Origin of the sequence: Citricoccus zhacaiensis (genome assembly GCF_014645315.1) — a bacterium.
Lineage (GTDB): Bacteria > Actinomycetota > Actinomycetes > Actinomycetales > Micrococcaceae > Citricoccus > Citricoccus zhacaiensis.
Genome location: NZ_BMLQ01000006.1, coordinates 65,002 through 91,002 on the forward strand (window position 1 = coordinate 65,002; position 26,001 = coordinate 91,002).

Here is a 26,001-nt window from a genome sequence, read left to right on the forward strand (position 1 = left end):
TCTACGACTGCTTTCGGGGGTCGGTGGGTCGGGGTGTGGACCGGTCCGCGGGGCCTTCCGTGGCGGTACCCGTGATGGTGGTGTGCGCGGCGTCCGGGACATCCTGGGCGGTTGCAGCGGCCGTGGCCCGGGACTGCTTCTGCTGCGGCGCGGGGTCGGCCAGGGAGGATGACATCGTCTTCCAGGCCGGGACCTCCTCGCGCAGCTGATAGGCGAAGGAACGGGCGCTGGCGGCCAGGGCGGTGGCCGCGGCCTGCCCGGCGTTGCGCCCGATGTTCTCCGGGTTCAGCGTGTGGCGGATCGTCTCCTCGGCCCGCAGGGCTGCGGCGTCACGTCCCTTGCTGAAGACGGTGTGTCCGAGCCAGCCGACGGCTGCCCCCACTCCCACCAGCATTACGCGCTTGATCACGGGATTTCCTTTCGCTTCAGTGCCTGGTCCACCCTACCGGGGCCGCGGCCCCGGCGTGGAACATCAGCGCGCGACGCCGGCCCTGGCTCCCCGGGGTCCGGGCGCCAGGTCTGCCTTCCGTCCGTCCTTAAAGCCGAAACCCGGCGTCCCCTCGAGGGGACGCCGGGTTCTCAGGCAGTTTCCGCCGCAGCAGATCCGGAAGGGATCAGCGTGCGTAGTACTCGACCACGAGCTGCTCTTCGCAGGTCACGGGGACCTCGGAGCGCTTCGGGCGGCGGGACAGCTTGGCCTGCAGCTTGTCGATCTCGACGTCCAGGTAACCCGGGACGGCCGGCAGGACGTCCTGGTGGGCGCCGGTGGCGGAGATCTGGAAGGGGACCATCTTTTCCGAACGCTCGTGCACGTGGATCAGCTGGCCCTCCTTCACGCGGAAGGACGGGCGGTCCACGCGGGCGCCGTCCACCATGATGTGGCGGTGCACGACCATCTGGCGGGCCTGCTGGATGGTGCGGGCGAAGCCGGCGCGCAGCACGAGGGCGTCAAGACGCATCTCGAGCAGCTCGACCAGGTTCTCACCGGTCAGGCCCGAGGTGCGCTTGGCCTCTTCGAAGTAGCGGCGCATCTGCGCCTCGCGGATGTTGTACTGGGCGCGCAGACGCTGCTTCTCCTTGAGGCGCACCGAGTAGTCGGAGTCGGCCTTGCGACGGGCACGGCCATGCTGGCCGGGGCCGTACGGACGGCGCTCCATGTACTTCTCGGCCTTGGGAGTCAGGGCAATGCCGAGTGCGCGCGAGTGGCGCACGGTGCGGCGGGTACGGAGGTTGGAAGCCACGAGGGACCTTTCTTGTCAGGCGGCACGGTTCTGGTTTGTCTCCGGTCCTGACACGAGGCGGGGGCTCCCGCGGTGTGACAAGGGTGGACCGGAACCTGGCCTCCCGTGCGTCCTTCGGGAGAGCTGAGGGGCATGCCGCTGCCCGTCATTGCTACAGCGCCGCAGGACCCGGACGGGGTCTCCCCACACCACCGGCGCAGGCCGGAAGGAGGCAGGGAGAACTGGCGGCGCTTGCCAGACAGCAGAAGAGTCTACCAGTTCTGCACCGCTCCCCCGACCGCCGGATCCGGGTCCGAGGGTCGGGGCTGAGCCGGGGCTAAGCCTCGGGACCCTGTTCCGGCATGGGCTGCCCGTTGGCCACCTGTGCGGCCTGGCTGATGTGGGAGGCCTCCACGAGCACATCGTAGGACTCGGCCTCCATGACCTGGATCGAGGAGAAGTCCCGGCGGCCTCGGGTGGCGGCATGGCCGAGGGCTCCGAAGATCGCTCCCCACACCGCGCCGAAGCCGAGTGCCAGAAGCAGGATCAGGAAGAAGTTGCCGGGTGCCAGGATCAGGAACAGGATGCCGATCATCAGGCCGAACCACAGGCCGCCGAGGGCTCCCTGCCCAGCGGCCTTGCCGGTGGTCATCCGGCCGGTGACCTGCTCGACCGATCGGAGGCCTGTGCCGACGATCCTGGTCTTCTCCACGGGGAAGCCGCCATCGGAGAGGCGGTCCACCAGTTCCTGGGCCTGCTCGTAGGCGGCCACCGACTTGAGGATCCGGTAGTCGACCTCGGCGGTGTTCTGCACGAGCCGGCTGGCCGGGTTGTTCGCGGGAGTGGACATGACGGATACTCCGATCTCCGCGGCCGATGGCCCCTGCACGTGGCCCGAGGCCGAACCGCGGTCCTGGCGGGTACGGACACCCCCAGCTTAGAGGCCTACGCGCCCGATTCGTTCCGTTCAGAGGCCGGTGGCGCCGGTGGTGCCGGTGGCGGCGTGCCCCGGATGATCGACCTCAGGTGTTGCACCCGGTCCCCCAGGTTCCGCTCGACGCCGTTCTGTTTGGGACGGTAGTAGTCCTTCCCACGGAGCGGATCCGGCAGGTACTGCTGCCGGGCCACCGAATGCGGTGCGTCATGGGAGTAGATGTACCCCTTACCGTGGCCCAGCCCCGCCGCCCCCGGGTAGTGGGCGTCCCGCAGGTGGGGCGGCACCTCTCCGGACAGCCCGGCACGGACATCCGCCACGGCCTCGTTGATGGCGGCGTAGGACGCGTTGGACTTGGGTGCGGTGGCCAGATGCACCGTGGCCTCGGCCAGGACCAGCCGCCCCTCCGGCATGCCGATGAGCTGCACCGCCTGTGCTGCCGCGACGGCGGTCTGCAGCGCGGTCGGATCAGCCATCCCGATGTCCTCGGAGGCGGAGATGATCAGGCGCCGGGAGATGAATCGCGGGTCCTCCCCCGCCTCCAGCATCCGTGCCAGGTAGTGCAGGGAGGCATCGACGTCCGAACCGCGGATCGACTTGATGAACGCGCTGATGACGTCATAGTGCTGGTCACCGGCCTTGTCATAGCGCAGTACCGCACGGTCCATGGCCTGGGCCGCGTCCTGGAGGCTGATGGAGGGCAGTTCGGGCCGGTCCTCGGATTCGTCCGACTCGGCGGGCTCGCCTGATTCGTCGAGGCCGGCGGCCTCCCACCGGTCCAGGGCCACGCCGGCGCTGGCCTCCAGGGTGGTCAGCCCCCGGCGGGCATCGCCCTGGGCCATGCGCACCAGGTACTCGCGGGCCTCGTCCTCCAGCACGACCGTCCCGTTGAGTCCCCGCTCGTCAGCGACCGCACGGTCCAGCACGCCGCCGATGTCCGCGTCCGTGAGCGGCTTGAGCGTGAGCATGATGGACCGGGACAGCAGCGGTGCCACCACGGAGAAGGACGGGTTCTCGGTGGTCGCGGCCACCAGCACCACCCATCGGTTCTCCACCCCGGGCAGCAGGGCGTCCTGCTGCGCCTTGTTGAACCGGTGGATCTCGTCCAGGAACAACACCGTGGTCCGGCCGTAGAGATCCCGGTCGTTCAACGCCTGTTCCATGACCGCTCGCACGTCCTTGACGCCGGCGTTGATGGCGGACAGCTCCACGAACTTGCGGCCCGGCCCCCGGGCGATCACGGTCGCCAGAGTGGTCTTGCCGGTGCCGGGCGGGCCGTAGAGGATGAGCGACGACGGCCCGGCGCCACGGCCGCCACCGCCGCCGGCCGCGCCCACCGCCAGCTTCCGCAGCGGCGACCCGACGTGGAGCAGGTGCTGCTGGCCGACGACCTCGTCAACGGTGCGCGGACGCATGCGCACGGCCAAGGGGGCACTGGGGCGGTCCCGACCGCCCGAGGAGGCGCCGTCGTCGTGCGTGGTATCCGCCTCCACGTCACCGTCGTGGTCCCCGCCGCCGAGCACACTGAACAAATCACTCACCGGCTCAGCCTAGCCGCCGCCCCGGACGGGCTGGGCGCCCGTGGCGGGGAGCATGCGGGGAGAATGGAGCCATGAGAGCTGTGCTGCAGAGGGCAACGTCCGCGTCCGTGACCGTCGAGGGGCGGGTGACCGGTCGCCTGGACTCCCCCGGGCTCGTGGTGCTGCTGGGAGTCTCCGTCCAGGACACCGAGGCGGAGGCGGTGCAGCTGGCCGAGAAGGTGGCGCACCTGCGCATCCTCGACGGCGAGGAGTCCCTCGTCGGAGCCGGTGCCGCCGCCCTCGTGGTCAGCCAGTTCACCCTGTACGGGGACGTCCGGAAGGGACGCCGGCCCTCGTGGACACGGTCCGCGAAGGCCGACCAGGCCGAGCCGCTGTACGAGCGGTTCATCACCGCGCTGGAGGCGGTCGGCGTGCCGGTGGAGCGCGGAATGTTCGGGGCCATGATGGACGTCACCCTGGTCAACTCGGGGCCGTTCACCGTGTGGGTGGACACGGAGGAGCTGAACGGCCCGCGGCGGGGCTGACCACCCTCACCTCACCGCTGGCGAGACGACCAGATCTTCAGCACGACGACCTGAGCCAGCAGGCCGCCGCCCAGGGCCAGAGCCCAGCGCAGCAGGAAGTGCCAGTCGGTCGTCATGTCGATCAGCATGCTGAGCCCGAAGGTCACCACCAGGACCGGCAGCAGGCGGATCGCGGTGGGCGGGACGTCCGCGGGGCGCTGCCGCCGCTCGGGCTCAGCCATCTCAGGCTCCGGTGGTCTCGGCTGCGGCGGGGGACGCCGCGGACTCCTTCGGCTCCGGCTTGGCGTCCACGCCGGCCTCCTTGCGCTGCTGGTCCGTGATGGGAGCCGGCGCGGCGGTCAGGGGGTCATAGCCGTTGCCGGTCTTCGGGAAGGCGATGACGTCCCGGATGGACTCGGTGCCGGCCAGCAGGGCGACGATGCGGTCCCAGCCGAAGGCGATGCCGCCATGCGGCGGGGCGCCGTACTTGAAGCCCTCCAGGAGGAAGCCGAACTTGGACTGCGCGGACTCCTCGTCCAGGCCCATGAGCTTGAACACCCGCTCCTGGACCTCGCCCTGGTGGATACGGATGGAGCCGCCGCCCACCTCGTTGCCGTTGACCACGATGTCGTAGGCGTAGGACAGCGCGTTGGCCGGATCCGTGTCAAAAGTGTCCATGAACTCGGGCTTCGGCGAGGTGAAGGCGTGGTGCACCGCGGTCCAGGCACCCGAGCCCACGGCGACGTCGCCGGAGGCCACAGCCTCCGAGGCGGGCTCGAACATGGGGGCGTCCACGACCCACACGAACGCCCAGTCGGCCTCGGCGGCGGGCACGTCCGGGCCGGCGTCCTTGATGAGGCCGACGCGGTGGCCGATCTCCACACGGGCGGCGCCGAGGATGGCGCGGGAGGGGGTGACCTCACCGGCGGCGAAGAAGATGCAGTCACCCGGGTTGGCACCGGTGGCCGCGGCCAGGCCGGCCTTCTCCTCCTCGGAGATGTTCTTGGAGACCGGGCCGGTCAGCGAGCCGTCCTCCTGGATGAGCACGTACGCCAGGCCGCGGGCCCCGCGCTGCTTGGCCCATTCCTGCCAGGCGTCCAGGGTGCGGCGCGGCTGGGAGGCACCGCCGGGCATGACCACGGCACCCACGTAGGGAGCCTTGAACACGCGGAACGGGGTGTCCGCGAAGTACTCGGTGAGGTCCGTCAGCTCGAGGCCGAAGCGCAGGTCCGGCTTGTCCGAACCGTACTTCTCCATCGCCTCGCGGTAGGTCATGCGGCGGATCGGGGTCGGCACGTCCACGCCGACCAGCGACCAGACCGACTTCACAATCTTCTCGCCGAGGGCGATCACGTCGTCCTGCTCCACGAAGGAGGCCTCGATGTCCAGCTGCGTGAACTCCGGCTGACGGTCGGCGCGGAAGTCCTCATCCCGGTAGCAGCGGGCGATCTGGAAGTACTTCTCGATCCCGCCGACCTGCAGCAGCTGCTTGAACAGCTGCGGGGACTGGGGCAGGGCATACCAGGAGCCGGGCGCGAGGCGGGCCGGGACCAGGAAGTCGCGGGCGCCCTCGGGGGTGGAGCGGGTCAGGGTCGGGGTCTCGACCTCGATGAACCCCTCCTCGTGCAGCAGGTTCCGGGCGGTGCGGTTGACCTCGGAGCGCAGGCGCATGATGCGGGCCGGCTCCGGGCGGCGCAGGTCCAGGTAGCGGTGGCGCAGCCGGGCCTCCTCGCCGACCTCCACGTGCTCGTCGATCTGGAACGGCAGCGGGGCCGCGGCGTTGAGCACGGTCACGGCGTCCGCGATGAGCTCGATCTCGCCGGAGGGCAGGGCGGGGTTCTCATTGCCCTCGGGGCGGCGTTCCACCGTGCCGGTGACCTGCAGGACGAACTCGTTGCGTAGCGGATCGAAGTCCTTCTCGTCCCGCACCACGACCTGGGCGAAGCCGGAGGCATCACGCAGGTCCACGAAGGCCACCCCACCGTGGTCACGGCGGCGTGCCACCCATCCGGTCACGGTGACGGTCTGTCCGATGAGCGAGGCGTTGAGTTCGCCCAGCTGGTGGGTGCGCAGCACTGATGGTCCTTCCGGTCCCGGTTCACCGGGATGTTCTCTGAGGGTGGTATCACTGGTTCGGCCCATCAGGGCAGAACGGTTCCCGGATGATTCTAGTGGGTGGAGCGCATGCCTCTTCGACCGTCTCAGCCAGCATCCGCTGGTGCATCCCTCGAACGACGCCTGGGGTTGCCCGGGGCCGTGGTCATCGGGGTCGGTTCCATGGTCGGAGCCGGGGTGTTCTCCGCCCTCGGCCTGGCCGCGGCGCAGGCCGGCGGCCTGCTGATGGCAGCCCTGCTGGTGGCCGGGGTGACGGCCTGTCTCAATGCCATCTCCACGGCCCAATTGGCAGCGGTGCACCCGACCTCCGGCGGGGCCTACACCTTCGGCCGCCGGCAACTCGGTGAGTGGGCCGGCTTTGTGGCCGGCTGGGGTTTCGTCACCGGGAAGTCCGCCTCCATCGCCGCCATGGCCTACACCGTCGGCCTCTACGTGGTGCCCGGTACCGACTGGACCGCACGCTGGGTGGCGATCGCCGCCGTCGTGCTCCTGACCGGCGTGAACCTGCTCGGCATCACCCGGACGGTGCAGGTCACCGTGGCCATCCTGGTCCCGGTGGTGCTGATCCTCGCCCTGGTCATCGTGGCGGGCCTGGCCTCCGGACCCGACGCCGGCTCCCCCGCTCCCCCGGCCGGCTCGGCTGCACCGGTGGAGCCTTCGGCCTTCGGGGTGCTGCAGGCCTCGGGACTGCTGTTCTTCGCCTTCGCCGGCTACGCCCGAATCGCGACGATGGGTGAGGAGGTCCGCGATCCCCGCCGGACGATCCCCCGCGCGGTGCTGGGTGCCCTGGCGTTCACGCTGGTGCTCTACGGGCTGTTGGCCTGGAGCCTGACGCGCGTGCTGGGTACGGACGGGCTGGCGGCCTCGGAGGCGCCGGTCCGGGACGCCGTGGGCGTACTCTTCGGCACGGACTGGCTCTGGCTCGCCGTGGCCGGAGCGGCTCTGGCCAGCCTGGGTTCCCTGCTCAACCTCGTGGCCGGGATCTCCCGCACCGGGCTGGCCATGGCCCGCGAGGGTGACTTGCCACGGCCCCTGGCCCGGGTATCCACCCGCACCTCCGTACCGTGGGTGGCCCAGCTGACGGCCGCCGCGGTGGTAATTATCCTGCTGCTGACGGCGGATGTGCTCACGGTGGTGGGCTTCTCCTCCTTCGGCGTGCTGGTGTACTACGCCGTCTCCAACCTGGCGGCCTTCACCCTGACCGAGCGCGTGGTGCGTTCACCCCGTTGGCTGAATCTCACCGGCGCCGTGCTCTGCCTGGTTCTGGCGTTCACCCTGCCGGCGATGTCAGTGCTCGTCATGCTCGCGGTGTTTGCCGTGGGACTGCTCGGCAGGCTGATTGTCTTGCGTGTTCGGGCTTGACGATCTGGACGGGTGGCGTGGTGCGCCGGGGATTCTTGCGTGTGTCGGAAGACGCCCGCGCACCGGACATGTCACCGGACGGGTCTTACGGGACACTGTCGAGGCGTACTCTCGTTCGTCCAGGTCAGCGGTGAGTGTATCCGGTGGGGGTTCCCCTTACGAGACCTGGGTGGCGAGTCGAGTCAGCTCGGCACGTTAGCACGTTAGGGAGGGCGTCCACGGCAGGTGTTAGAATGGTGGGCGCGGCGAAAACGATTTCGCGCTTTAGGGAGATCGGAGGAGATGAGTTGATGACGGTCGTGGAGACCACCGCGGTGTGCGGTACCCGAATCATCCTCATTTCCCAGGCCTCGGCCTGACCTGAGCTTGCCTTCCTCCCTGCGGGAGTAATGCCGGCACGCTTGTTGTCTGGCGAGGCCTCCTTTCAAAGGTCTCCACGTTGTTTAATCAACCCACTTCACATCCACCTGCTTTTTCTTCTCTTTCGCGTGTGCTGACTCTGGCCGATTACGGCTGGGACGGTGAACGTGAGCGCTCCTTCTCCGGCTTCCGGGCCGACGGACTGGTTCCGGGCCGCGTCGTGCGAGCCGAGCTCGGCCGGTGCGACCTCGTCACCGAGACCGAGGTCGTCAGCGCGCTGGTCGGCACCTCATGGGGCGCCGGTGAACGGTTAACGCCGTGCACCGGCGACTGGGTGGCCGTCCGGCCGGCCACGGCGGCCAGCTCCGCTACCGTCGTCGAGGTACTGGAGCGCCGGACGGCCGTGGTCCGTTCCAGCGCCTCGCGTACCTCCCAGGCCCAGGTCCTGGCCGCCAACGTCGACACCGTGGCGGTGACCGTCTCCCTCGCCGATCCGCTCAAACAAGGGCGGATCGAGCGGCTGCTCGCCCTGGCCTGGGGTAGCGACGCCACGCCGGTGATGGTGCTCACCAAGGCCGACCGGTCCGCCGACCCCATCTCGGCGGCCTCCGAGGTGGCCGCGATCGCCCCCGGTGTGGAGGTGCTGGTCACCAGCGCCGCCACCGGTGAGGGCATGGACGCCCTCACCGCCGTCCTGTCGGGCACGGTCGTGTTGCTCGGGCCATCGGGGGCGGGCAAGTCCACCCTCGGCAACCGCCTGCTCGGCGAGGACCGCCTGGCCACCGGCTCGGTGCGCACCAGCGACGGCAAGGGCCGGCACACCACCGCATGGCGGGAGCTGGTGCCGCTGCCCCACGGCGGGGTCCTGCTGGACACCCCGGGCCTGCGTGGTGTGGGCCTGCACGACGCCGACGAGGGCCTGGACAAGACCTTCGCCGAGATCACCGACCTGGCGCGGGACTGCCGTTTCGCGGACTGCGCCCACACCACCGAACCGGGCTGCGCCGTCCTGACCGCCATCGAGGACGGCCACCTCACCCGGCGGCGCCTGGACAGCTACCACCGCCTCCAGCGCGAGAACGCCCACACCGCTTCCCGCACCGACGCGCGGCTGCGCGCCGAGCTGGAGCGGCCGAAGAAGCAGATCGCGCGCCAAGCACGCGCCCTCAAGAAGTTCCCGCACTTCAAGGCATGACTGAAAGGAATACGACCATGGACCTTCCCCGGATCTTTACCATCCGCGAGAGCAGCCACCGCATCCACAACCCGCTGACCGCGGACCAGTTCGCGGCCCTGGGTGCATCACTCCGCCTCCCCGCTGGGACCAGGGTGCTCGATCTGGCCAGCGGCTCGGGCGAGATGCTGTGCACCTGGGCACGGGACCTGGGCTTCACGGGCACCGGGGTGGATATCAGCACGGTCTTCACCGAGCAGGCCCGGGCCCGCGCCGAGGAACTCGGCGTCACCGACCAGGTGACGTTCGTCCACGGCGATGCCGCCGGCCATGTCGCAGCCGAGCCTGTCGATCTTGCCGCCTGTGTCGGGGCCACCTGGATCGGCAACGGCGTCGCCGGAACCACGGAACTGCTGAGCCGGAGCCTCCGTGACGGAGGCCTGATGCTGATCGGCGAGCCGTACTGGCGGCGGACTCCTCCGGACGAGGAGACCGCCACAGCGTGCGGGGCCACCGCCGTCGCCGATTTCCTGGAACTGCACGGCCTGATCGGGAAATTCCAGGATCTCGGGTACGACGTCGTGGAAATGACGCTGGCCGATCAGGACAGCTGGGACCGGTACGCCGCGGCCCAGTGGCTCAACATGCGCCGCTGGCTCGACCGCAACCCGGAGGACGAAATGGCCTCCGAAGTCCGGGACGAGCTCGTCAATGAACCCGCCCGCTATGCGCGCTACGGGCGTGAGTACCTCGGTTGGGGCGTCTTTGCCCTCATGAAGCGCTGATGCGCCCATCCCGTTCGGGGCCCGAACCTCACACCGTCCGGGTCCCGAACGGGACAACGCCCAACCGAGAAGCGGCCCGAAGGCCGCACCCCCTGACATCAGACAGAAGGATCCAAAGCCAAGTCCCTGGAAGTGGCGGAGCGACCGGAGAGGGATCCGTTTGCGGGGAGCGCACTACGAACTCTGTCGTCGCCTCGGTTCGTGCAGCGAGGCCGTCAAAGGTCGTCCCGCTCTCGCCCATCAGGTGTAGTCGTTCGTGCACAGGGTGTGGCGCACTGCCTGTCCTGACCCTGCGTCATCTAAGCCATTGTCCGCGCAGGTGGTGCTTCCACCCGCTCCACATCTGCGATCAACTCGATTGCACTCTGGTAGCGCTGATCAGGGTCGTTCACAGCACATTTGTGGATGATCTGACCTACCGTGTCGCTGGCTGGCGGAAGTGATTCCCTGCCGGTGAAGATGTATGCAAGGACCCAAGCGATCGAGTACATCTCGTTGACTACTGAGTAATCCTTGAAGCTTCCGAGTACCGGGTCGCGGTGCGTTCCCTTCATTTCTGTCTGCGTTCGCGTGAAGTCCTTGGCCTGGTCCTTCACCAAGCCGAAGTCTGACAACTTCACTAGCACAGCGCCCTCTCCGAAGACCTTGAGCAAGACGTTCTGGAGGCTGATATCGCGGTGCAACAGCTTGTTCAGATGCAGGTAGTTGATGCCGTAGAGGAACTGAAGGGCGATACGTTTGCGAGCCGCGAACGAGAGCTTGGTGTTCTGTCTGCGGACGTACTCGCGAAGCGTGGTATCGCAGTACTCCATTCGGTACTCGTTGAGGGTCTCGTCGTAGCGGTAAACCTCCACTACGTAGGGGAAGCTGAGCCTCTTCATGACCTTGAACTCCTGCTTGAAGCGCTGCAGGTCTCGTTCTTCAAGGCCCCTCTTCGCTCGCTTCACGGCGAACTTGATGCCGTAGTCAGGGTCGACGTACGAGTACACGTTGGCGTAGGAGCCGCTGCCCACCATTCTGAGTTCAACGGGCCGTTGTTGCTTCTCTAGCTTCACGCTGCGGGCCGCGTGGACGAAGACTGGCTCGTAGGTGATCAGTGTGGTGGATTCAAAGTCCTCCGGTACGGCACTGCCTCCGCTCGGGGATAGCCACGGTCTGCATCGGTCAAGTGCGTCCTGGTAGGCAGGAGCCAGCTCGACCTCTATGCCAGATCTCTTCAGAGTGTGGAGATCCATCTCGATCTCGTCGATGAGCGCGAGCAGATCGCGGCTGTTATCGGCCCAGTAGTGGCGGGTGGTTTTTGCACGGCCGTTGATATCGCCGAAGTGTTGGTTCATCCGCTTGTGGAGCACGGCGAACATGTGGCCCAAGTCTGCCTCGCCGTAGAGGCGCGTGAATGCCGGCGAGGCGGGCATGGCCTCGTACTTCTCTCTAAGGTCGGCCATCATTAACGTCACAGGATCAACCACAGCATCCTCCTCTCACTTGAGACCATGATCTCATCGCACCGACTTCCTCGCAGTTGCGTACCCCCACGTACGTTGCCTGCATGCCTTCCGCTCCCGGTACGGATCGACTTTGTCGCAGAGCATCCCCAAACGCACACGCCTGCCCCCCAAAGGCAATATCGGGTGGCCTCCAAACCTTCGGATACTCAGCGGTCACAGAAGACCGCCATCTAGCGGTCTAATGCACAGGGCGCGCCACCGATCGCCCACGTACGGCACTGATCGACCATGGGACGCCTTGCATCCTTTGGGTTGGAAGACAAGCCTGTACGAGATGCAACGGAAGAATCCTGCCAGTTGTTATTGAACGTCAGTTTGAGTCTGCACCTGTGTCTGATGATTTGGAGGGTGGGAGTCGTTCCGATTCTCTGACCGAGTTAAATCGGGGCAGCTCTTCCAGTATCTTGATCGTCTCTTCCCTGCTTGGGCGTTCGACGTCGAACGTCAGACGTGCCGAGGCGCTGAGATGCAGTGAAGCTTGGGCGGCGTCGTGGTTGAGGAAGTAGAAAGCACTCCAGACTCTTGCCAGGTCTGCAAAGTCTTGTTCCTCAGCGTCAAAGAGCACTTCCGGCGGTTGTCCGTGCTGCCCTCGTTTAGGCTTGTATACCTTGCTGTGCGGACGGCCGTCAGGATCGGCGAATCTGAACCCGTGGGCTGCGAGATTGCGTTTCTCGTACCAAGCCACATACCGCTCTCTGAGGTCCTCTAGTGGCGAGCTGATCTCGCCCAATTCCTCGAATGCTTTCGCAAGTGGGGAACCGCTCGACCCGTGTATTCCTTTCGTGGGCAAACCCAGTAATGGGCGCGCCATGAGAGCCAGCCCAATGAGTGTGGAGTCACAGCGTGCACCCTCAGTGATTACACGTCCAACGTAGTAGGCGTAATCCTCTTCCTTCCAGTGAAGGGCGTTCAGCTGCACCCCGTCGTGGCGGTGGGTCGGTACGACGAACCACGAGTCCTCCAGGAACTTCGCCTCGTGATCAGCCACGACGTGTGTCCATGTTCTCTGACCGGATAGGGACAGAGATCCTGACGCGACGTGCACTCGGACGCCCACACCAGCCACCGCACGGACGCCGCGCACCTCACGATGCGCTACTTCTAAGACCACCTCACCGTTCCCATTGACAATCCGCAGGTAGCTGATTCCCAACGCGAGGACTTGGGGCTCCCCGGCGTCGCTGTAGCCAGCGGACGCCGTAAAAAAATCCTCACGGGGATACCCCCATTCGGTGAGAGCTTGGGTTCCACCTAGGACGTGATCCCCTTCGTACCAGATGTCTTCGCCAGCGTTGCTCATAAGAGAACTCACACTACGTAGATCGGCTCTCTCCCGCCACGACTCCGTGGTCCTCTGACGTGACCGCTCAGGAACGACCTGCGGGACGCCTCAATCCATTTGGGTTGAGGCGTCCCGCAGGTCGATCCCCATACGGGGTCGTAAAAACGGCAGAGATGAGAGCGGGAAGCGAGCGACCTTTACTGTAAGACGCCTTAACGCAGGCGATACGTTGCTTTGACCAGGAACATTGCCTTCTGGACGCCCTGCAATGCCCCTCTAGGATGAGGTCATGGTGAAGGCCAGCGAAATCTCCGTCCAGAAGCTGCTTGAGGGCTCATACTCCTACCAGATCCCGCTGTATCAGCGGACGTATTCGTGGACGCGCGATCAGCTCGAACGTCTGTGGGAAGACGTTGTCACTCTGGCCGAGGAACGATCGGAAGATGCCAAGGCCACGCACTTCATCGGATCGATCGTGTTGGCTCCGGGCGCGGGCAACGGGCCGGGGGTCCATGAGTATCTGGTGGTGGATGGTCAGCAACGGCTGACGACCTTGACGCTGTTGTTGGCCGCGGTCCGAGACCACCGTCGGGACCATGAGGCCCCGCAGCACTTCGACCGCATCAATGAGAAGTACCTGCTCAACAAGTGGGAATCTGGGGTGCATCGCTACAAGCTGCTGCCGACCCAGGCCGATCGGGCCAGCTATCAGGCGTGTATTGATGCGACACCACATGCCGGCGGCACGGACGGCATCGGCACTGCATACCGCTACTTCCAATCCCAATTGATCGCAGCGGATGACCCAGACGATCCCGTGGACATCGAACGGATCGAGGAAGCCGTGACGGCGGGCCTGGCCCTGGTCAGCGTGACCACCTCCGTAGAAGACAACACGTATCGGATTTTCGAGTCCCTAAACAACACCGGTCTGCAGTTGACCCAGGGTGATCTTCTGCGGAATTACATCTTCATGCGACTGCCCACGCAGGGAGAGACCGTCTATCAGAGCCTGTGGCTTCCTCTGCAAAACCAGTTGGAGAGTCGAGACCTCGAACTGCTCTTCTGGCTCGACCTGGTCCAGAAGGACCCCTCGGTCAAGCAGACGGACACCTATGAAGCGCAGAAGCGACGCATGGAGCGCCTCAAGACCGAGGACGACATTCGTCAGGACGTCGAACGGCTGGCCCGGCTCGGAGGTCTCCTCTCCGTCATTCTCAAACCGAACACGGAGCATGACGCGAGCGTCCGCACGCGTTTGCAGCGGCTCCGGGCCTGGGGAACCACCACGGTGTATCCCATCCTGTTGTTCCTGCTCGATCAGCGCGCACAGGGAGCAGCCAGCAGCGAGACGATCGCCCAGGCGATGCTGTATCTCGAAAGCTTCCTGGTCCGGCGAGTCCTGGCCGGACAAGCGACCACCGGCATCAATCGCATCCTCCTGGGAGCCGTGGTCGAGATTCAGAAGGCCGAGGACGTCGCCGCTGGACTGCACCGGTATCTGTCCACGGGGCGAAAGTACTTCCTGCGTGATGACCGCCTGGTGTCCGCGCTCCAGACCATTCCCTTTTACCTGAACGGTCGCAGCAATCAACGCAAGCTGATCCTGCAGTGGCTCGAGGAGTCGTTCGAGAACAAGGAACCGGTGGATCTAACCACGTTGACCATCGAGCACGTCATGCCGCGCACCTTGACCCAGGAGTGGCGCAATGACCTCGCAAGGGATCTGACTGCAGACGAAACCGCCGAGGAAATCCACGAAGCCCTCCTGCATACGCTGGGCAACCTGACGCTGACCGGATACAACAGCTCCTTGAGCAACAGCCCCTTCGCGGTGAAGCGGGCACAGTTGACCCAAAGCGGGTTGCGCATGAATCAGTCCATTGCCAAGCATCAGACGTGGGGACGCCCGGAGATCCTGGCACGAGCTGAGAGCTTGGCCCAACGCATCGCACAGATCTGGCCGGCACCGGTAGACGTCGCCGAGACAACACCCTTCGCTCCCGGGTGGATGCTGATGGAGCAGGCAGTCGCCGCGCTGCCCCCAGGCGGGTGGACGACCTACGGTGATCTGGCCGCACTGATCGGCAGCCATCCGGTCCCCGTCGGCCAACGCGTGGCGACCCGGCCGCTCAAGAACGGCCACCGGGTGCTCCAGGCGGCCGGGACCATCTCGCCAGGTTTCCGCTGGTATGAAACCGACCGCACGGACGACCCCATCCAGGTGTTGAGCGAAGAAGGCGTCCAATTCGACGACCAGAACCGGGCCGACCCGGCCCAGCGACTGGACGTTGATGACTTGGCTCGCCTGGTCGGGGCCGATCTTGAAGAGAGCACTGAGCCGTTGGCCGTCCCCGACGGAGGAACCCCCGAACGCAGGGACTCCTTCCTCAACCAGCTCACGGACAACGGGGCCGATGTCACGCAGGCGGTCCTCCGCGTGATCAACGAATGGTCCGGCTTGGGAGGAGCGGTCAGATACGGCTCGGCAGCCATGACATCGTGCTATCTGGAGTATCCAATGGCCGACGGCCAGCCCATGGCCCCAGTGATCATCTACCCCAATGCCCACTTCGAAGTGGTTTTCATGTACCTCCAGGGACACGAACCGTTCCAAGACCCAGCACTGTTGGAAGAGCTGCGGGTACGCATCAACCAGATCCCAGGCGTAGACATCCCCGGCAATCAGCCCTTGAAGCGCCCGAACATTCGACTGGAGACCTTGGTCCACAAGGGAGCCGTCGAAGCACTCGGGGACGCTTTGCGGTGGTTCTACGACACCATGAACATCTGCGAAAAGAAGGCGCCTGAACTGCAGAAGTCATAAGGCCTGCACGCCTCAGATCAGAACGACTCAGCGCAACAACGCGGGACACCCTTCTGAACATCTCATCCATTTCCTGGCTATGCAGAAGCACGAGAAAGGCATCGACCACATCGATCCCCACCCCACAAGGGGTGGCACACAGCACCACCGACCTAGCCGATCACTGCACGAGCAGGGGGTAAAGAGACGTGGTATTGAAATTTACTCGGCATGACGTGCGGCGAGCAACAAGCATCAGACAGTTCTTTCCACCCTCGCGATCACGTTGCGGCATCTACATCCTCGGGTTCGCGGATGGCCAGGGTTACGTCGGCCAGGCGGTAGATGTGGTGCGACGATTCGCCCAACATCGGCACACCTGGGAAGACATCGTGGACTTCTGCTTCGCTGACTGCCCGCGCGAGGAACTGGACCGGTGGGAACAACTCACGATCCGAGACCAGCACCCCACGCGAATACTGCGCAACGTTGTGGACGTGCCACCCGGCCGAGTGGGGCCCGCCGATCTGGACGCTGTGGCCTCCATCGACGAACAAGAAAAATGGCTTGCCGCAGGAGGGAGTGTTCCGGACGGGGGCACGCGACACCAGGACCTGCAACTGCGAGCCGCTCATCATGCGGCGTACCAGCGCCTGGAAGCGTCCGGGCACCTCGCCGACGTGGTTCAGGTGTTCCGCCCCTATATAGGACTCGTGGTGCCCTATCCGCGACGGACCGAGCGTGAATTCTGGGCCGTGAGCGCGATGCCATCAACGAACCGGACCCGACGACACCAACGCCTCGCTGCCTTGTCCATCAACAACGTCGAGACGCTGGTCATGTACCGGTACGACGAGGAGACGTTCGGATTTCTGAACCTATCGAAGTCCGTCTTCGTTGACATGAGCGGAGGTTCGGAGGAAGCCGAGTTGAGGGCAGAGGGTTATGTCGTAGAGGATGCCGAGTACAGGACCGGAGCGGGCGACGTCGTCCGCATCGATGGTCAACCCGAAATGTTGAGCGCTTTACTGACCCGGCCAGCTGTCGTGGACGCCGCGAAGCATCTCAACCTGAACCTAATGCGCCGCGGACGGTCTTTCCAGTGGAGATGGCACAACTATGAATTGGCCGACCGGCTTCTGGAGTGAGCACTTTTTTGAGCCAGGAAACGTCTGCGGGCGATGTCAATATCGGGAGTCATCTGCATGACGTTCCAACTGTCTCAACAATCGTTGGCGCTCTACCGAACTGCGCCGGATGTGGAACTGATCGCCAAATGGCGGTCTTCTGTGATCGCTTGATGGCGCTGTCCAGGGGCGCAGGCGTGTCCGTTTGGGGATCCGTTTACGGACAGGCACTGTCACACATGCAGCCTCGGGAGGCCCCGCGAACGGGCACCGTAAGTCGTTCGCCCACTGGTTGTTCCATACTGAGGCCATGCAGACCATGGGCGTTGATCCCCGGGACCAGACCTGGGAACTCGCGGACCCGCGATACCGGATATATTTCTGGGCCGGGACCGCCTCCGATGAATGGGAGATCTCGGGCGCAGACGTTCAGGACGTCCTCGCCTGGGCGGAGGCGAACCGCGGCGATCGCACCTACACGCTGTACGCGTGTGTCCCCCAGGACGGGTTGGGCCTTGTCCGACTGGCCGGCGAAGATCCCAACGAACTCCGAAGTGGCTGACGGAATTACCGCCGTCCTCGGAGACCAGAGCGGACGATAGGCACCTCTCGGGTCGTTGCCGCCTATCCTTTTGCCCCAGAGGCGGACCTGTCGGTAAAGCGGGACTCCGGTCGGGAAGCCGAGAAGGGCAGGAAGTAGACGCGGGTCCCTTGCCTCGCACCCAGCCTCCGCGCCGTAAAGCGATCCAGCAGCGGGGCGGGTCAGCCAGTCGCCGACCGTTGCAACAAGTATCGGTTGAATTGTGCCCACGATGAAGAAAGCATCCCGCCTCTAATCTTGGTGGATGGATGACCTGGAGTTCTCGATCGATGATGAGTTGTTCCGCGTGAGCCAGAGGCGGCAACCCACCGGGATGATGAGCTATGACTACGCTTGGCTCAACGGACCGGACCACGGTAATTACGGCTTCACCGTGGGCTTCTCGGTCGCTTGGTCGGACCCCAGGGCACAAAGGACACCGGAGCAGCTAATGGACGAAGCGCGTGGCTTCATCGAAGGCTTCTATGAACCGGGTGGCATCGGGGAGGAAGACTTTCCCGACCACATTCCAGCTCGCACCCGCAGGACGGGCGATCAATAGATGATCCGCCCTACGGCACGGCACCGGTGGCCACTGACCACTCGCCCGGAGCAATCCCGGTGGGGATTCCGGCGGCGAACGCTTCGTCAGCCACGGCCTGATTCTTCAGGCGGGCGTTTCCTGACAAGCTGGAATACCGCGTAGGCCAAGAGCAGACAACTTAGAATGAGAACGGCCCAGGAGGCCCACGCAAGTCCTCTATCCGATGAAAGTACTAGAAGAACCTGACTCGCAATAGTCAACAACATAGCGATGGCAATGACTCCGGACACGAATCGTGTTGGTCGATTCATCAATTCGAATCTCATATCGGAAGTCTAGGTCCACCGTTCCTCCTCGGCTGTCGCGCTCTGTCTGGGTAGTGACATTGCGAACCCCGAAGGTAGTCGACCGGTGACCGCAGAGGGATCGGCCGGTGGCCATCCTCAACGAGATGCCGGGCATTTCGGCCATCATGAGCAACATGATCGTCGGCCACGCAACTGTGGACCGTAGGGGCCGGGCACGAGGAGCGCAACTGGCACGGTAACTGGCTTCAATCCCCGACGTCCTTACCTATACCCGTCCTAGAAACGCATCGGCTCTTCGCGTACCTGCCCTAGACCTTCAAGGTCACCAAACGAGGATGTCGAGCAGTCTCAGGTCGGTCAGCCGCGTCATGTCGCGGACGCGCTGCTGGTCGGCTGGCTCGTGGTGTTTGTACCGGGCCAAGGCGTCGCGCAATCCCTCTATGGCACCGGATGAACGGGCGGTGAGTAGGTCGTCGCGCACGGCGATCCACCTGAGCTGGCTCTGCCGTAGGTCTGGGTGTCGAGCCGCGTGGGCCCGGGCGGCCGTGCGGTATGCCTTCCACAAACGAGAGTCCAAGAGCGGGAACGCAGCCGGAAACTTCAGGTGTAGGACCTTAGAAACCTTCGCGAAGGAAATCCCGCGAGGAGCCGTCCCGGCGAAGTGCCAGTACAGGTCCGACATATTGTCGAAGAGCCCTCCGCGCACTTCCGGGTCCGCGTCGGCGAGATTCGCACCCGTCGTGATCCACGGGGCATTCGCAGCCCGTGCGATGAAATAGTCACCCTCGACGTGGGAGATCCTCGAGCTGATGTACCGAGTCCGCCTTATCTCCTCCGGGGTGATTGTGCCGTGGTCACCGGGCGGCGGGTAGTCGAACCTGGCGGGCGTCTTGCGCGGATAGCCGGCGAAGTGGTCGAGCGCTTGATCGAGCGTGTATTCGATGCCTGCGACGGTGAACGCGGCGGTGGTGACCATAGCTCGGACACTATCAGCAGCCATGGTTCGAGGCCCCGTATGCGGACGTCCATTATCGCAAACTGTGTCGTGGGGGCGGCTCCCGTTCACCGCTGGTGATACTGGCGGAGGCTCCATGCCGTAAGCCATTCCCTGAACTGAACGTCAGCCCGCTGTGCGGAATAACGGTGCTCTTGTGGCCAGCACAAGATCGTCAGCGTCGACTAATCGCTTACTTGACGAAGGGAGCCCCTTGGATGAGGGCTCCGGAAGGGCCCTGTCAGCCTGGGCGACGGCGCGTCGGTCACCGACCCACGCCTCTGCGGGACTAACGATTCTCGATCCGGCCCTGCAGCCGCTGCATGTCGGTCAGCGCGTCTTGAATTTCCTCGTTGGATACAGCCTTTCCATGCACGAGTCGATTGCGAACGTCGACCACCCCTCGCAACTCCTCAGCCGTCCGTTTGTCGAGGACACCTGAGTGGAGAACCGTTGACGTCGGATTCCGACCAGCCGCAGTCTCACCTAGCGTTCTGGCGTTGAAGCCGCGAACGGTGAGCTCAAGGTCGTTGTACTGGCTAAGAAATCGGCCAGTCAGCCCGTGCCGGCTCTCTGCCTCACTCGGACCACGAAGCCCCCTGGCGTCTAGCCTTCGAGCCGCCTCAAGTGCAGCACGACTGGCCAAGTAACCGAACGCACCCGTGACTGCAGTGAGGAGGCCAACGCTTTCCTGAGGACTACGCGAACCCAGTTCTGGCCCCAACCAGAGAAGCACCCCGACAATTGCCGCGGCTGCGAACACCAGGCCGTAGACGCTAAGCATGCGTTCCCGGATGCCACGCCGTGTTGTTCCAGACACACCTGAGGACGTCCGCTCTGCTGCAGCGATGACATCTCGCACAGTGACCTCGGGAGCGTATCCGGAAGTGGATTCACTCGCGTTATCGCGCGCGCGTCGAAGGACTTCCTCACGAATATCATCCAGGTACTCATCGAGCGCTGCGGCTGCGGCCTCGGTCAATGGTGGTTCAAATGGTGATGAAGTCATGAACGTTCTCCAACCAGATCCAAGATCGTTCCCGTCAGGGAGACGCCAATCGACGCGACAAACAGGACGAGTCCCCACCATTCGTCGAGGTTGTTGGTAGCGACACCCACACCAACAAGTGCAAGTGCCACACAGATTCGCCAAGCGATCTCACCTTTAGATGGGCGGGTTGGTCGCCGGTAGGCCCTCCGGAGCAAGCGATCCGCGTCCGTCACCATCGAACTGGTGAACTCGGCCGCGGAACCACCACCCGATCGCTGCGCGACCTCCAGGCGTTCCACCTCCTCCAGGAGATCGTCGGCGTACTTTCGTATGCATCGGTGGAACTCCACAGCTGGAGGAGTGCCGTCCGGCATCCCAGGCACGGCGGCTGGGGCAAGAGGCACACGAGGCGGTTGACTCACTTGGCCTCCAGGCAAGGACTCAGGGAAGTGGCTGACACAAGTACTCTAGCCAACCCTGTCTCCTTGATCTGCGCCGCCTGCGACATCGAATACTGAATACGGACCTCTCCTCAGCATGTCGGGCCGCCCGAAGTGCTGAAGGCGCAATGTACTTTCATTCGCATGACAGCGCACCAAGTTGAGGGTGTGCTGATTGAGGAACGGCCTACGGCGGCAGTTCAAAGTTGCTGCCGAGGGTCATCTGGGCGACGGTTCGGGCCCGGATGGGGATCCGCTAGCGGAATGATCCGCCTGGTCGCCGAGATGTCGGGGCCCGTCAACTGTCTGCGTGGCCTCACCGTCTTGGGGAGAGGTGTACATGGAGCCATTCCACCGCTTCGAGGGTCTCTCCTGGGAGTCGGAACGCCTCGGGGGAGGCTATGACCTGAGATGCTGCGGCCAGCGCCCGCTGAACTTGTGCGCCTGACGGATTGTGCCGGCGGCGGCTCTTCGCCGTGGCCAGTTCATCGCGGATGGCAGCGACGGCATCGATGAGCTGGCGAAGGTCCGCACCCTGCTGCTCACCAAGGGGATGGATGACCTCAATATCGAGCCAGTCGAGCTGGCAGGCCATCTCGCCCCGGACGTGCTTGGCGATAGACCGCCTGATGCCGTCACCATGGTCGGGGACGCGGATGATGCTACTGGCCTGGTCTCCGAATGCCTCTGCCAGCTGTTGGGCTTTCTCCAGCACCGAGGTGTATTCCTCGAATCGGAACCTACAGTCCGGCATTGCGGGGAACGTCTCGACCTCGGGCCCATAGCCGTGTTCCCAAGCCCAGTCATCCCAGACCAACTCATCACCGGTGCGTGACAATCTCACGGTCAGCGATCCGTCACCCGGGTCGCCGCATAGACAGGTGAGCAAGGTCAGGCGGTCCTCGGATAGAAAATCGTTCGGCAAGGACGCTTCACCCAGCATGATCTTGGCAGCGTTCGCGGCGTCGGTGACTTCGAAGAGGGAGACCGGTTCGGGTTCGGCATCGACCGGGTTCAGTTCCGAGAGGGGACGCCCGTCCAAGAGAAACTCGATGCGAGAGACCACTTTCTGAGTGACCCAGCCTTTATCGTAGGGGGCCCACATGCCCAGGGCCCAAGGCTCAGGCCGCACTCCCAATGACGTCATGCAAGAGATCATTCCACGGGCCAACGTATGACCATGCCCCAATCCGATGCCCAAGCCGTCCCAGGGCGCTCCGCCTCACGCGAATCCGGTAGAGGAACCCTCTCCGGACGCATCTCGATCGGCTTCCAAGTGGAGCTATCTGACTGGACACTCGGCAGGAGATCGCGCGGTCGCGGCAGTGTGGTCCCGCAACGGAGATCTTCAGGATGTACGGCTTCCGTCAGAGCGACGGTTGCTTCCAGCATCGGTGCCGCGAGCCCTTGTCGGGCCGACGGTCTCCCGCCAGACTGAGGTGGTCCGTGAGCGAAAGGCACAACATGAAGAGTCGCTGGCCTGTTTTGCTCTTCGTCGTCGCGGCCCTCATCCTGCTGCTGTTCGGGATTTGGATTGAGCTTCCCGGGTGGCTCATCGCGGTCATGGTGCTAGTTCCGCTATCACTGGCCGTGTTTTTCCTGTTTTTGGGGCGTCATAGGCGCGATCCCGGGCCGGCCGACAAGTACGAGATTTCATCGGCGGGAGCACACAGCGAAGGCCACCTTGAGCTGAATATCCCGACGGTGCAGCTCGAACCTGCTTTTAGGGCAACCGTGGCCACGATTCCCCGACTCCAGTTGCGCGCGTGCAGTGCGGCAGGGGCCGAGATCGATGCTGCCTTGAACTGGAAGACTTGGGGATTGATCATGTCGGCAGAATTCCAGCCAGCTAACGGGAATCGAACTCACATCTCGGTCATCACCCGCCCAAGGCTGACAGCGACGGTGACCGATTGGGGGCAGGGCCGTTCAGACATCCATAGTCTGTTCGAGGCGCTGGAACGCCAGGTTGCGATAGGCCAGCCTCAACGCTGACCCTACTCAGTCGTGTCCGATTGACAATCCATAAACGGAACATGTGGAAGCGCCCTGAGAGGGGCAACGGCGTCGGTCGGTTTGTCTCCAGTGCTTTTGGGGCCACGGCTAGTGGCGTGGTTCCTCGCGGACCGGTTTGAGGTGAAGGGGGACGGAGTCGGGTGTCGCTTCGGGGAATTCGCAGGTGAACTCCCCGTGGTAGCCGAACAGGAAGCCGAAGATCGGGTTGTGGACCTGCATGCTGATGGTGAAGACATTTCGGTCTTCGTCGTAGGTCTCATGCAGTTCGGCGGTGCCGGTCAACGCTGCCGGGATGGTGAATCCCAGGGCATGTTCGTAAAAGCGTTGCGCACCGGTTCTCAGGTGCAGGGAACCGTCCGGTCGGACTTTCAGCTCCAGCCCGGTGGCCAGGTGCTGGTGGGTGCCCAGATAGTCGATAATCTTCCCCTGGCCGGGACTGTAGACCATGGTGGCGTCGAAGCGGCGGCTTCGTCGTGGGCTTACCTGCAGCGTTCGGACGAAGGTGACGGTCTCGCGGCCAAGTCCGTCGACGTAGGGGTAGTTCTCGATCGTGAAGGGAATGTCCCGTCCGCTGTCGGGAAAGAGGATGTTGCGGAAAGCGCCGAAGCGCAGGAACGGCACCGTCCACCAGGCACCGCGCCGGACCTCCGTGAAGGTGCCGCGCCCTACGCAGGCGTATCCGGAATCCACGCCCACGCCGAAGCGCTTGCGCAGCATCGGATGGAGCCGGTTGAAGTCCGCCCCCAGCGTTGTGGCGAAGATGGAGCTCATGAACCGGTGCCCTTTCCTGCCGCCCCGGGGCCGTCCTGTGCGGGGGCGGGCAGTGTCGCCAACGCGGACGGGGCGGCCCCCGCATGCTTGTCCGGCGCGTGGCGCAGGCAGCGCCTCGCGCGCGGGACGGTTCGGTGCACCGGGATCGTGAAGACCGCCGTCACGGCCGCCACCGCAAGAAGCGGAAGGGCCGTGGGGTGGCCGGGGCCCGCCTCGGATCGCCGGAGCAGTAGGGCCGCGACGGCCAGTCCTCCGGCCCGGGCGGTGCGGTCCAGGATCCAGGCGGTGCGGGCGGTTGCCGGGTCGACGTCGGATTCGGCCCACAAGCGCAGCCGGTCGAAACTCCACGCGGTTGCCCAGCCCAAGGCGGGCCGTGTGACCCGCCGGTCCAAGACCCGACCGACCAGGCCCAAGCCGGGCTCGTAGTCGTATCCGGTGATGAACCGCACCCCGCCCTCACAGGGGACGTACCGCCAATAGCCGGCACCGGAACCGATCGGGGATAGGGGATCGGTGGTGGAGAACTTCAGCACGGATGTCGCCTGTCCGTCCGCCCGCCGGCGGTGGCCCAGCGAAATCCCGGTTCCCCGGATGGTGTGGAAGGGGAGCTTGAACTCGTAACGGAAGCGCGTGTTCCCGTCGCTCCCGGTGCCGGTGGGAACGATGGCCGTAAACCGCAGGTCCCACCGCGGGTGCGCGCCGGGGTCCTGGCTCATCTCCCAGAGGCGGTCCAAGGGTGCTCGGATGAACGTTTCGACGTAGATCCGCTCACGGACGGAAGGCGCCCCCCTGTAGATTCTCCCCACGTCAGAAGCCTAACTTGTCCGCCACCGAGGCACTTGCCGGAGGCCGACAGGAATGTCTGCACTTCAACTGCCAGCGTGCATTCGGAAGTAGTGTCACCGGGTTGTTGCTCTACGCGGTCTTCGCTGCCTAACGCCAGACGCCCACCCGTCTCACAAGTCGATCCCTATCCGGATGCCTCTCTAGAGTGATCAGGAAGCAGCGCACCCGGTTTGCCGATTGCCTCAGCCTCGGAGGTCGTCAGCTTCGGTGCGGATCGACTGTCGTGTCTCCTCGGGCATCATCCCGAACTGCATGTTCATGGCAACTCTTGCTTGATCCCGCGACAAGCCAAATTGATCTTCCAGGGCCGCCTCGGCCGCCGTCCGGTCGGCGGCAGAACACACGATGTCGAGGAACCGATGCGGATTATCTGTCGCTTGAATGAGACCCTCCAAGATGTGGAGCCGAGCGGCACGCTTCCACTGTTCTTCACGCTAACCGCTGCGATGGTCGCTGCGCTTTGCAGATGCAATTCTCGCCAATAGGACCACCACGGTAATGACCAGAGCGACCGCCACTATTGACACGATCACCGTTACTTGCCATCCCTGAAGCCTTCCCATGTCGCGAGTCTACGAGTTCACATAAGAGCAACCATTGAGTCATGCCCGTTCTGCGATCCCTGTGCGGATGAGGGAGGAATGTCGCGCATCTACTCTGGGGGTATGAGCGACTTGGAGTTCTCGATCGCCGGCGAGATGTTCCGCGTGAGTGAGAGGCGTCAGTCCAGCGGGATGATGAGCTACGACTTCGCATGGCTCAATGGACCCGACGGAGGGGCATACGGGTTCACCGTGGGCCTTCAGTCGGCCCCAGGCTCGGAGCCGAACGCCCGCATGACGCGGGAGGACCTGATGACCGAAGCCCGCGGCTTTATCGAGGGGTTCTACGAACCGGGCGGTATCGGAGAAGAAGACTTCCCCGACCACACGCCGCCCCGCGCGCTCAAAGAGCCCGGCCAGCAATAGACGCGTCCGCAGGAGGATCCCTCTCTGACTCTCTTGGGCGTCAGTTCAAGGAAAGAAGACTCGATATCCCTCATCTCGGATCGAGAGCACGTCAAGCTCGATGGGCGTCTCAGGCCCCGTTGGCCCATAGACCTCTGCTGGGATCAGGCTCCCGCCTTGTTCTCCTTCGCGGATCAGCGCGGAGTGGGCGTCCACATTGAGTTGGTCCAGCTGTTTGCTCAGGCCAGCCAGCGCATCCACCATCTGCTCGTCGGTAACCGAATTGGTGGCGAACTTACATGCCTGGCCGGGGTCCTGGGTTTGAGCTGCGGCGATCAATCCCCGGATGGCTTCGTCTGCTGTTGCCGGAGACGGCCCACCATCGCAGGTTTCCCCCTCCGTAGAAGAACAACCGGCCAAGGTGCCACCCGCAAACGCAAGGGCAATCAGAATGGCTGCGCCGGCACGTCGTTTCACTACTTGTCCCCGTCTCCTAGCTCGAATCAAATCAGGTGAACAATGTAACCGGCGTTGCCGGCGTTTCACGGCTTTGGAGCCACTCAGTCCAAGATGCTGGATCGTGTCCGTGCTTCGCCAGTAAGGACGGAGTGCTAATCAGCCTCGCAACCGGCGGGCCACTCGCCTCAACGGTCTCCACAAGGCTGCGACCTCAGCAGACCGTGCAGTGAGCGAGCCGATGATGGAGCTCTCAACGAGCAGGTACCGAACCTGGGCCACGCTGAATGGGGACCTCTTGCCGAAAGATCTTAGACCTTGGCCTCATGGCCAATGAGTGACACCGACAAGCCGAGCAATCCATGGGGATGGCGTCGGCCTCGGACTCTCG

The 26,001-nt window shown here is 64.5% G+C and carries 25 protein-coding genes; 10 read left to right on the forward strand and 15 right to left on the reverse strand.

Translation table 11 applies throughout. The features are described from left to right. Position 1: 1 nt before the first annotated feature. The 4 genes from IEX49_RS10950 to IEX49_RS10965 form a co-directional block, all read right to left on the reverse strand. Positions 2–409: a hypothetical protein gene (locus IEX49_RS10950; protein ID WP_188806202.1), complete on the reverse strand. Its 408-nt coding sequence runs from the start codon at positions 407–409 to the stop codon at positions 2–4. Between the two features lie 205 nt (positions 410–614). Further along, complete coding sequence (gene rpsD / locus IEX49_RS10955; RefSeq protein WP_188806203.1) at positions 615–1,241, reverse strand: 30S ribosomal protein S4; 627 nt, start codon at positions 1,239–1,241, stop codon at positions 615–617. 316 nt (positions 1,242–1,557) lie between these two features. Further along, complete coding sequence (locus tag IEX49_RS10960) at positions 1,558–2,070, reverse strand: general stress protein (protein ID WP_188806204.1); 513 nt, start codon at positions 2,068–2,070, stop codon at positions 1,558–1,560. 95 nt (positions 2,071–2,165) lie between these two features. Then, entirely contained in the window at positions 2,166–3,695 is a 1,530-nt protein-coding gene (locus IEX49_RS10965) for a replication-associated recombination protein A (RefSeq protein WP_373286721.1), read from the reverse strand. 71 nt (positions 3,696–3,766) lie between these two features. On the opposite strand from IEX49_RS10965, the gene dtd reads away from it, so the two are divergent. Beyond that, the gene (gene dtd / locus IEX49_RS10970) at positions 3,767–4,219 is read left to right on the forward strand and encodes a D-aminoacyl-tRNA deacylase (protein ID WP_188806205.1); all 453 of its coding nucleotides are present in this window, start codon (positions 3,767–3,769) and stop codon (positions 4,217–4,219) included. A gap of 11 nt (positions 4,220–4,230) precedes the next feature. On the opposite strand, the gene IEX49_RS10975 is transcribed toward dtd, so the two are convergent. Both IEX49_RS10975 and aspS read right to left on the reverse strand, forming a co-directional pair. Then, entirely contained in the window at positions 4,231–4,440 is a 210-nt protein-coding gene (locus IEX49_RS10975) for a hypothetical protein (protein WP_188806206.1), read from the reverse strand. Position 4,441: 1 nt separating this feature from the next. Beyond that, positions 4,442–6,274, reverse strand: a complete 1,833-nt coding sequence (gene aspS / locus IEX49_RS10980) for an aspartate--tRNA ligase (RefSeq protein WP_188806207.1) — start codon at positions 6,272–6,274, stop codon at positions 4,442–4,444. A gap of 108 nt (positions 6,275–6,382) precedes the next feature. On the opposite strand from aspS, the gene IEX49_RS10985 reads away from it, so the two are divergent. The 3 genes from IEX49_RS10985 (at position 6,383) to IEX49_RS10995 (ending at position 9,994) form a co-directional block, all read left to right on the forward strand. Continuing rightward, entirely contained in the window at positions 6,383–7,675 is a 1,293-nt protein-coding gene (locus IEX49_RS10985; protein ID WP_188806208.1) for an APC family permease, read from the forward strand. A 490-nt stretch (positions 7,676–8,165) separates the two neighbouring features. Then, positions 8,166–9,230: a ribosome small subunit-dependent GTPase A gene (gene rsgA, locus IEX49_RS10990; protein WP_229672564.1), complete on the forward strand. Its 1,065-nt coding sequence runs from the start codon at positions 8,166–8,168 to the stop codon at positions 9,228–9,230. Between the two features lie 17 nt (positions 9,231–9,247). Then, the gene (locus IEX49_RS10995) at positions 9,248–9,994 is read left to right on the forward strand and encodes a methyltransferase domain-containing protein (RefSeq protein ID WP_188806209.1); all 747 of its coding nucleotides are present in this window, start codon (positions 9,248–9,250) and stop codon (positions 9,992–9,994) included. Positions 9,995–10,293: 299 nt separating this feature from the next. Here the strand turns inward: IEX49_RS10995 and IEX49_RS11000 are convergent, their stop codons facing one another. Beyond that, complete coding sequence (locus tag IEX49_RS11000) at positions 10,294–11,463, reverse strand: protein kinase family protein (RefSeq protein ID WP_229672565.1); 1,170 nt, start codon at positions 11,461–11,463, stop codon at positions 10,294–10,296. Positions 11,464–11,812: 349 nt separating this feature from the next. Then, complete coding sequence (locus IEX49_RS11005; RefSeq protein ID WP_188806210.1) at positions 11,813–12,802, reverse strand: hypothetical protein; 990 nt, start codon at positions 12,800–12,802, stop codon at positions 11,813–11,815. A gap of 271 nt (positions 12,803–13,073) precedes the next feature. Between IEX49_RS11005 and IEX49_RS11010 the strand changes: the two genes are divergently transcribed. The 4 genes from IEX49_RS11010 to IEX49_RS11025 all read left to right on the forward strand — a co-directional run bounded on the left by IEX49_RS11010 (position 13,074) and on the right by IEX49_RS11025 (position 17,859). Further along, positions 13,074–15,611, forward strand: a complete 2,538-nt coding sequence (locus IEX49_RS11010) for a GmrSD restriction endonuclease domain-containing protein (protein WP_188806211.1) — start codon at positions 13,074–13,076, stop codon at positions 15,609–15,611. 188 nt (positions 15,612–15,799) lie between these two features. Further along, a complete protein-coding gene (locus IEX49_RS11015) occupies positions 15,800–16,738 on the forward strand; it encodes a GIY-YIG nuclease family protein (protein ID WP_188806212.1) in 939 nt (312 codons plus the stop codon). Positions 16,739–17,027: 289 nt separating this feature from the next. Beyond that, a complete protein-coding gene (locus IEX49_RS11020; protein ID WP_188806213.1) occupies positions 17,028–17,279 on the forward strand; it encodes a hypothetical protein in 252 nt (83 codons plus the stop codon). Positions 17,280–17,562: 283 nt separating this feature from the next. After that, entirely contained in the window at positions 17,563–17,859 is a 297-nt protein-coding gene (locus IEX49_RS11025; RefSeq protein WP_188806214.1) for a hypothetical protein, read from the forward strand. A gap of 612 nt (positions 17,860–18,471) precedes the next feature. Here IEX49_RS11025 and IEX49_RS11030 read toward each other — a convergent pair. The 3 genes from IEX49_RS11030 to IEX49_RS11040 all read right to left on the reverse strand — a co-directional run bounded on the left by IEX49_RS11030 (position 18,472) and on the right by IEX49_RS11040 (position 21,721). Continuing rightward, positions 18,472–19,125 carry a DUF6308 family protein gene (locus IEX49_RS11030; protein ID WP_188806215.1) on the reverse strand — a complete coding sequence of 218 codons (654 nt, stop codon included), beginning with the start codon at positions 19,123–19,125 and terminating at the stop codon, positions 18,472–18,474. 307 nt (positions 19,126–19,432) lie between these two features. Then, entirely contained in the window at positions 19,433–20,152 is a 720-nt protein-coding gene (locus IEX49_RS11035; RefSeq protein ID WP_188806216.1) for a hypothetical protein, read from the reverse strand. A 738-nt stretch (positions 20,153–20,890) separates the two neighbouring features. Beyond that, complete coding sequence (locus tag IEX49_RS11040) at positions 20,891–21,721, reverse strand: hypothetical protein (protein WP_188806217.1); 831 nt, start codon at positions 21,719–21,721, stop codon at positions 20,891–20,893. 299 nt (positions 21,722–22,020) lie between these two features. Between IEX49_RS11040 and IEX49_RS11045 the strand changes: the two genes are divergently transcribed. Further along, positions 22,021–22,569, forward strand: a complete 549-nt coding sequence (locus IEX49_RS11045) for a hypothetical protein (protein WP_188806218.1) — start codon at positions 22,021–22,023, stop codon at positions 22,567–22,569. Positions 22,570–22,677: 108 nt separating this feature from the next. On the opposite strand, the gene IEX49_RS11050 is transcribed toward IEX49_RS11045, so the two are convergent. From IEX49_RS11050 to IEX49_RS11060, 3 genes are all read right to left on the reverse strand, one after another. Continuing rightward, positions 22,678–23,361 carry a DUF4166 domain-containing protein gene (locus tag IEX49_RS11050; protein WP_188806219.1) on the reverse strand — a complete coding sequence of 228 codons (684 nt, stop codon included), beginning with the start codon at positions 23,359–23,361 and terminating at the stop codon, positions 22,678–22,680. After that, positions 23,358–24,077, reverse strand: a complete 720-nt coding sequence (locus tag IEX49_RS11055; RefSeq protein ID WP_188806220.1) for a hypothetical protein — start codon at positions 24,075–24,077, stop codon at positions 23,358–23,360. Before IEX49_RS11055 ends, IEX49_RS11050 begins: the two co-directional genes overlap by 4 nt. A 312-nt stretch (positions 24,078–24,389) precedes the next feature. Continuing rightward, complete coding sequence (locus tag IEX49_RS11060; RefSeq protein WP_188806221.1) at positions 24,390–24,602, reverse strand: hypothetical protein; 213 nt, start codon at positions 24,600–24,602, stop codon at positions 24,390–24,392. Positions 24,603–24,872: 270 nt separating this feature from the next. Here IEX49_RS11060 and IEX49_RS11065 point away from each other — a divergent pair, with 270 nt between their 5' ends. Then, positions 24,873–25,175, forward strand: coding sequence for a hypothetical protein (locus tag IEX49_RS11065; RefSeq protein WP_188806222.1), 303 nt, complete (start codon positions 24,873–24,875; stop codon positions 25,173–25,175). Between the two features lie 45 nt (positions 25,176–25,220). On the opposite strand, the gene IEX49_RS11070 is transcribed toward IEX49_RS11065, so the two are convergent. Further along, entirely contained in the window at positions 25,221–25,631 is a 411-nt protein-coding gene (locus IEX49_RS11070) for a hypothetical protein (protein ID WP_188806223.1), read from the reverse strand. Positions 25,632–26,001: the final 370 nt, after the last annotated feature.

Excerpts from the sequence above, each read along its gene's own strand:
- IEX49_RS11040 (WP_188806217.1), bottom strand. The coding sequence starts at position 21,721 with ATGACGTCATTGGGAGTGCGGCCTGAGCCTTGGGCCCTGGGCATGTGG.
- IEX49_RS11025 (WP_188806214.1), top strand. The coding sequence starts at position 17,563 with ATGGATGACCTGGAGTTCTCGATCGATGATGAGTTGTTCCGCGTGAGC.
- IEX49_RS11030 (WP_188806215.1), bottom strand. The coding sequence starts at position 19,125 with ATGGTCACCACCGCCGCGTTCACCGTCGCAGGCATCGAATACACGCTC.
- IEX49_RS10995 (WP_188806209.1), top strand. The coding sequence starts at position 9,248 with ATGGACCTTCCCCGGATCTTTACCATCCGCGAGAGCAGCCACCGCATC.
- IEX49_RS11055 (WP_188806220.1), bottom strand. The coding sequence starts at position 24,077 with ATGAGCCAGGACCCCGGCGCGCACCCGCGGTGGGACCTGCGGTTTACG.
- IEX49_RS11010 (WP_188806211.1), top strand. The coding sequence starts at position 13,074 with ATGGTGAAGGCCAGCGAAATCTCCGTCCAGAAGCTGCTTGAGGGCTCA.
- IEX49_RS10975 (WP_188806206.1), bottom strand. The coding sequence starts at position 4,440 with ATGGCTGAGCCCGAGCGGCGGCAGCGCCCCGCGGACGTCCCGCCCACC.
- IEX49_RS10985 (WP_188806208.1), top strand. The coding sequence starts at position 6,383 with ATGCCTCTTCGACCGTCTCAGCCAGCATCCGCTGGTGCATCCCTCGAA.
- IEX49_RS11005 (WP_188806210.1), bottom strand. The coding sequence starts at position 12,802 with ATGAGCAACGCTGGCGAAGACATCTGGTACGAAGGGGATCACGTCCTA.
- IEX49_RS11035 (WP_188806216.1), bottom strand. The coding sequence starts at position 20,152 with ATGACTTCATCACCATTTGAACCACCATTGACCGAGGCCGCAGCCGCA.
- IEX49_RS11065 (WP_188806222.1), top strand. The coding sequence starts at position 24,873 with ATGAGCGACTTGGAGTTCTCGATCGCCGGCGAGATGTTCCGCGTGAGT.
- IEX49_RS11050 (WP_188806219.1), bottom strand. The coding sequence starts at position 23,361 with ATGAGCTCCATCTTCGCCACAACGCTGGGGGCGGACTTCAACCGGCTC.
- IEX49_RS10960 (WP_188806204.1), bottom strand. The coding sequence starts at position 2,070 with ATGTCCACTCCCGCGAACAACCCGGCCAGCCGGCTCGTGCAGAACACC.
- dtd (WP_188806205.1), top strand. The coding sequence starts at position 3,767 with ATGAGAGCTGTGCTGCAGAGGGCAACGTCCGCGTCCGTGACCGTCGAG.
- IEX49_RS11020 (WP_188806213.1), top strand. The coding sequence starts at position 17,028 with ATGCAGACCATGGGCGTTGATCCCCGGGACCAGACCTGGGAACTCGCG.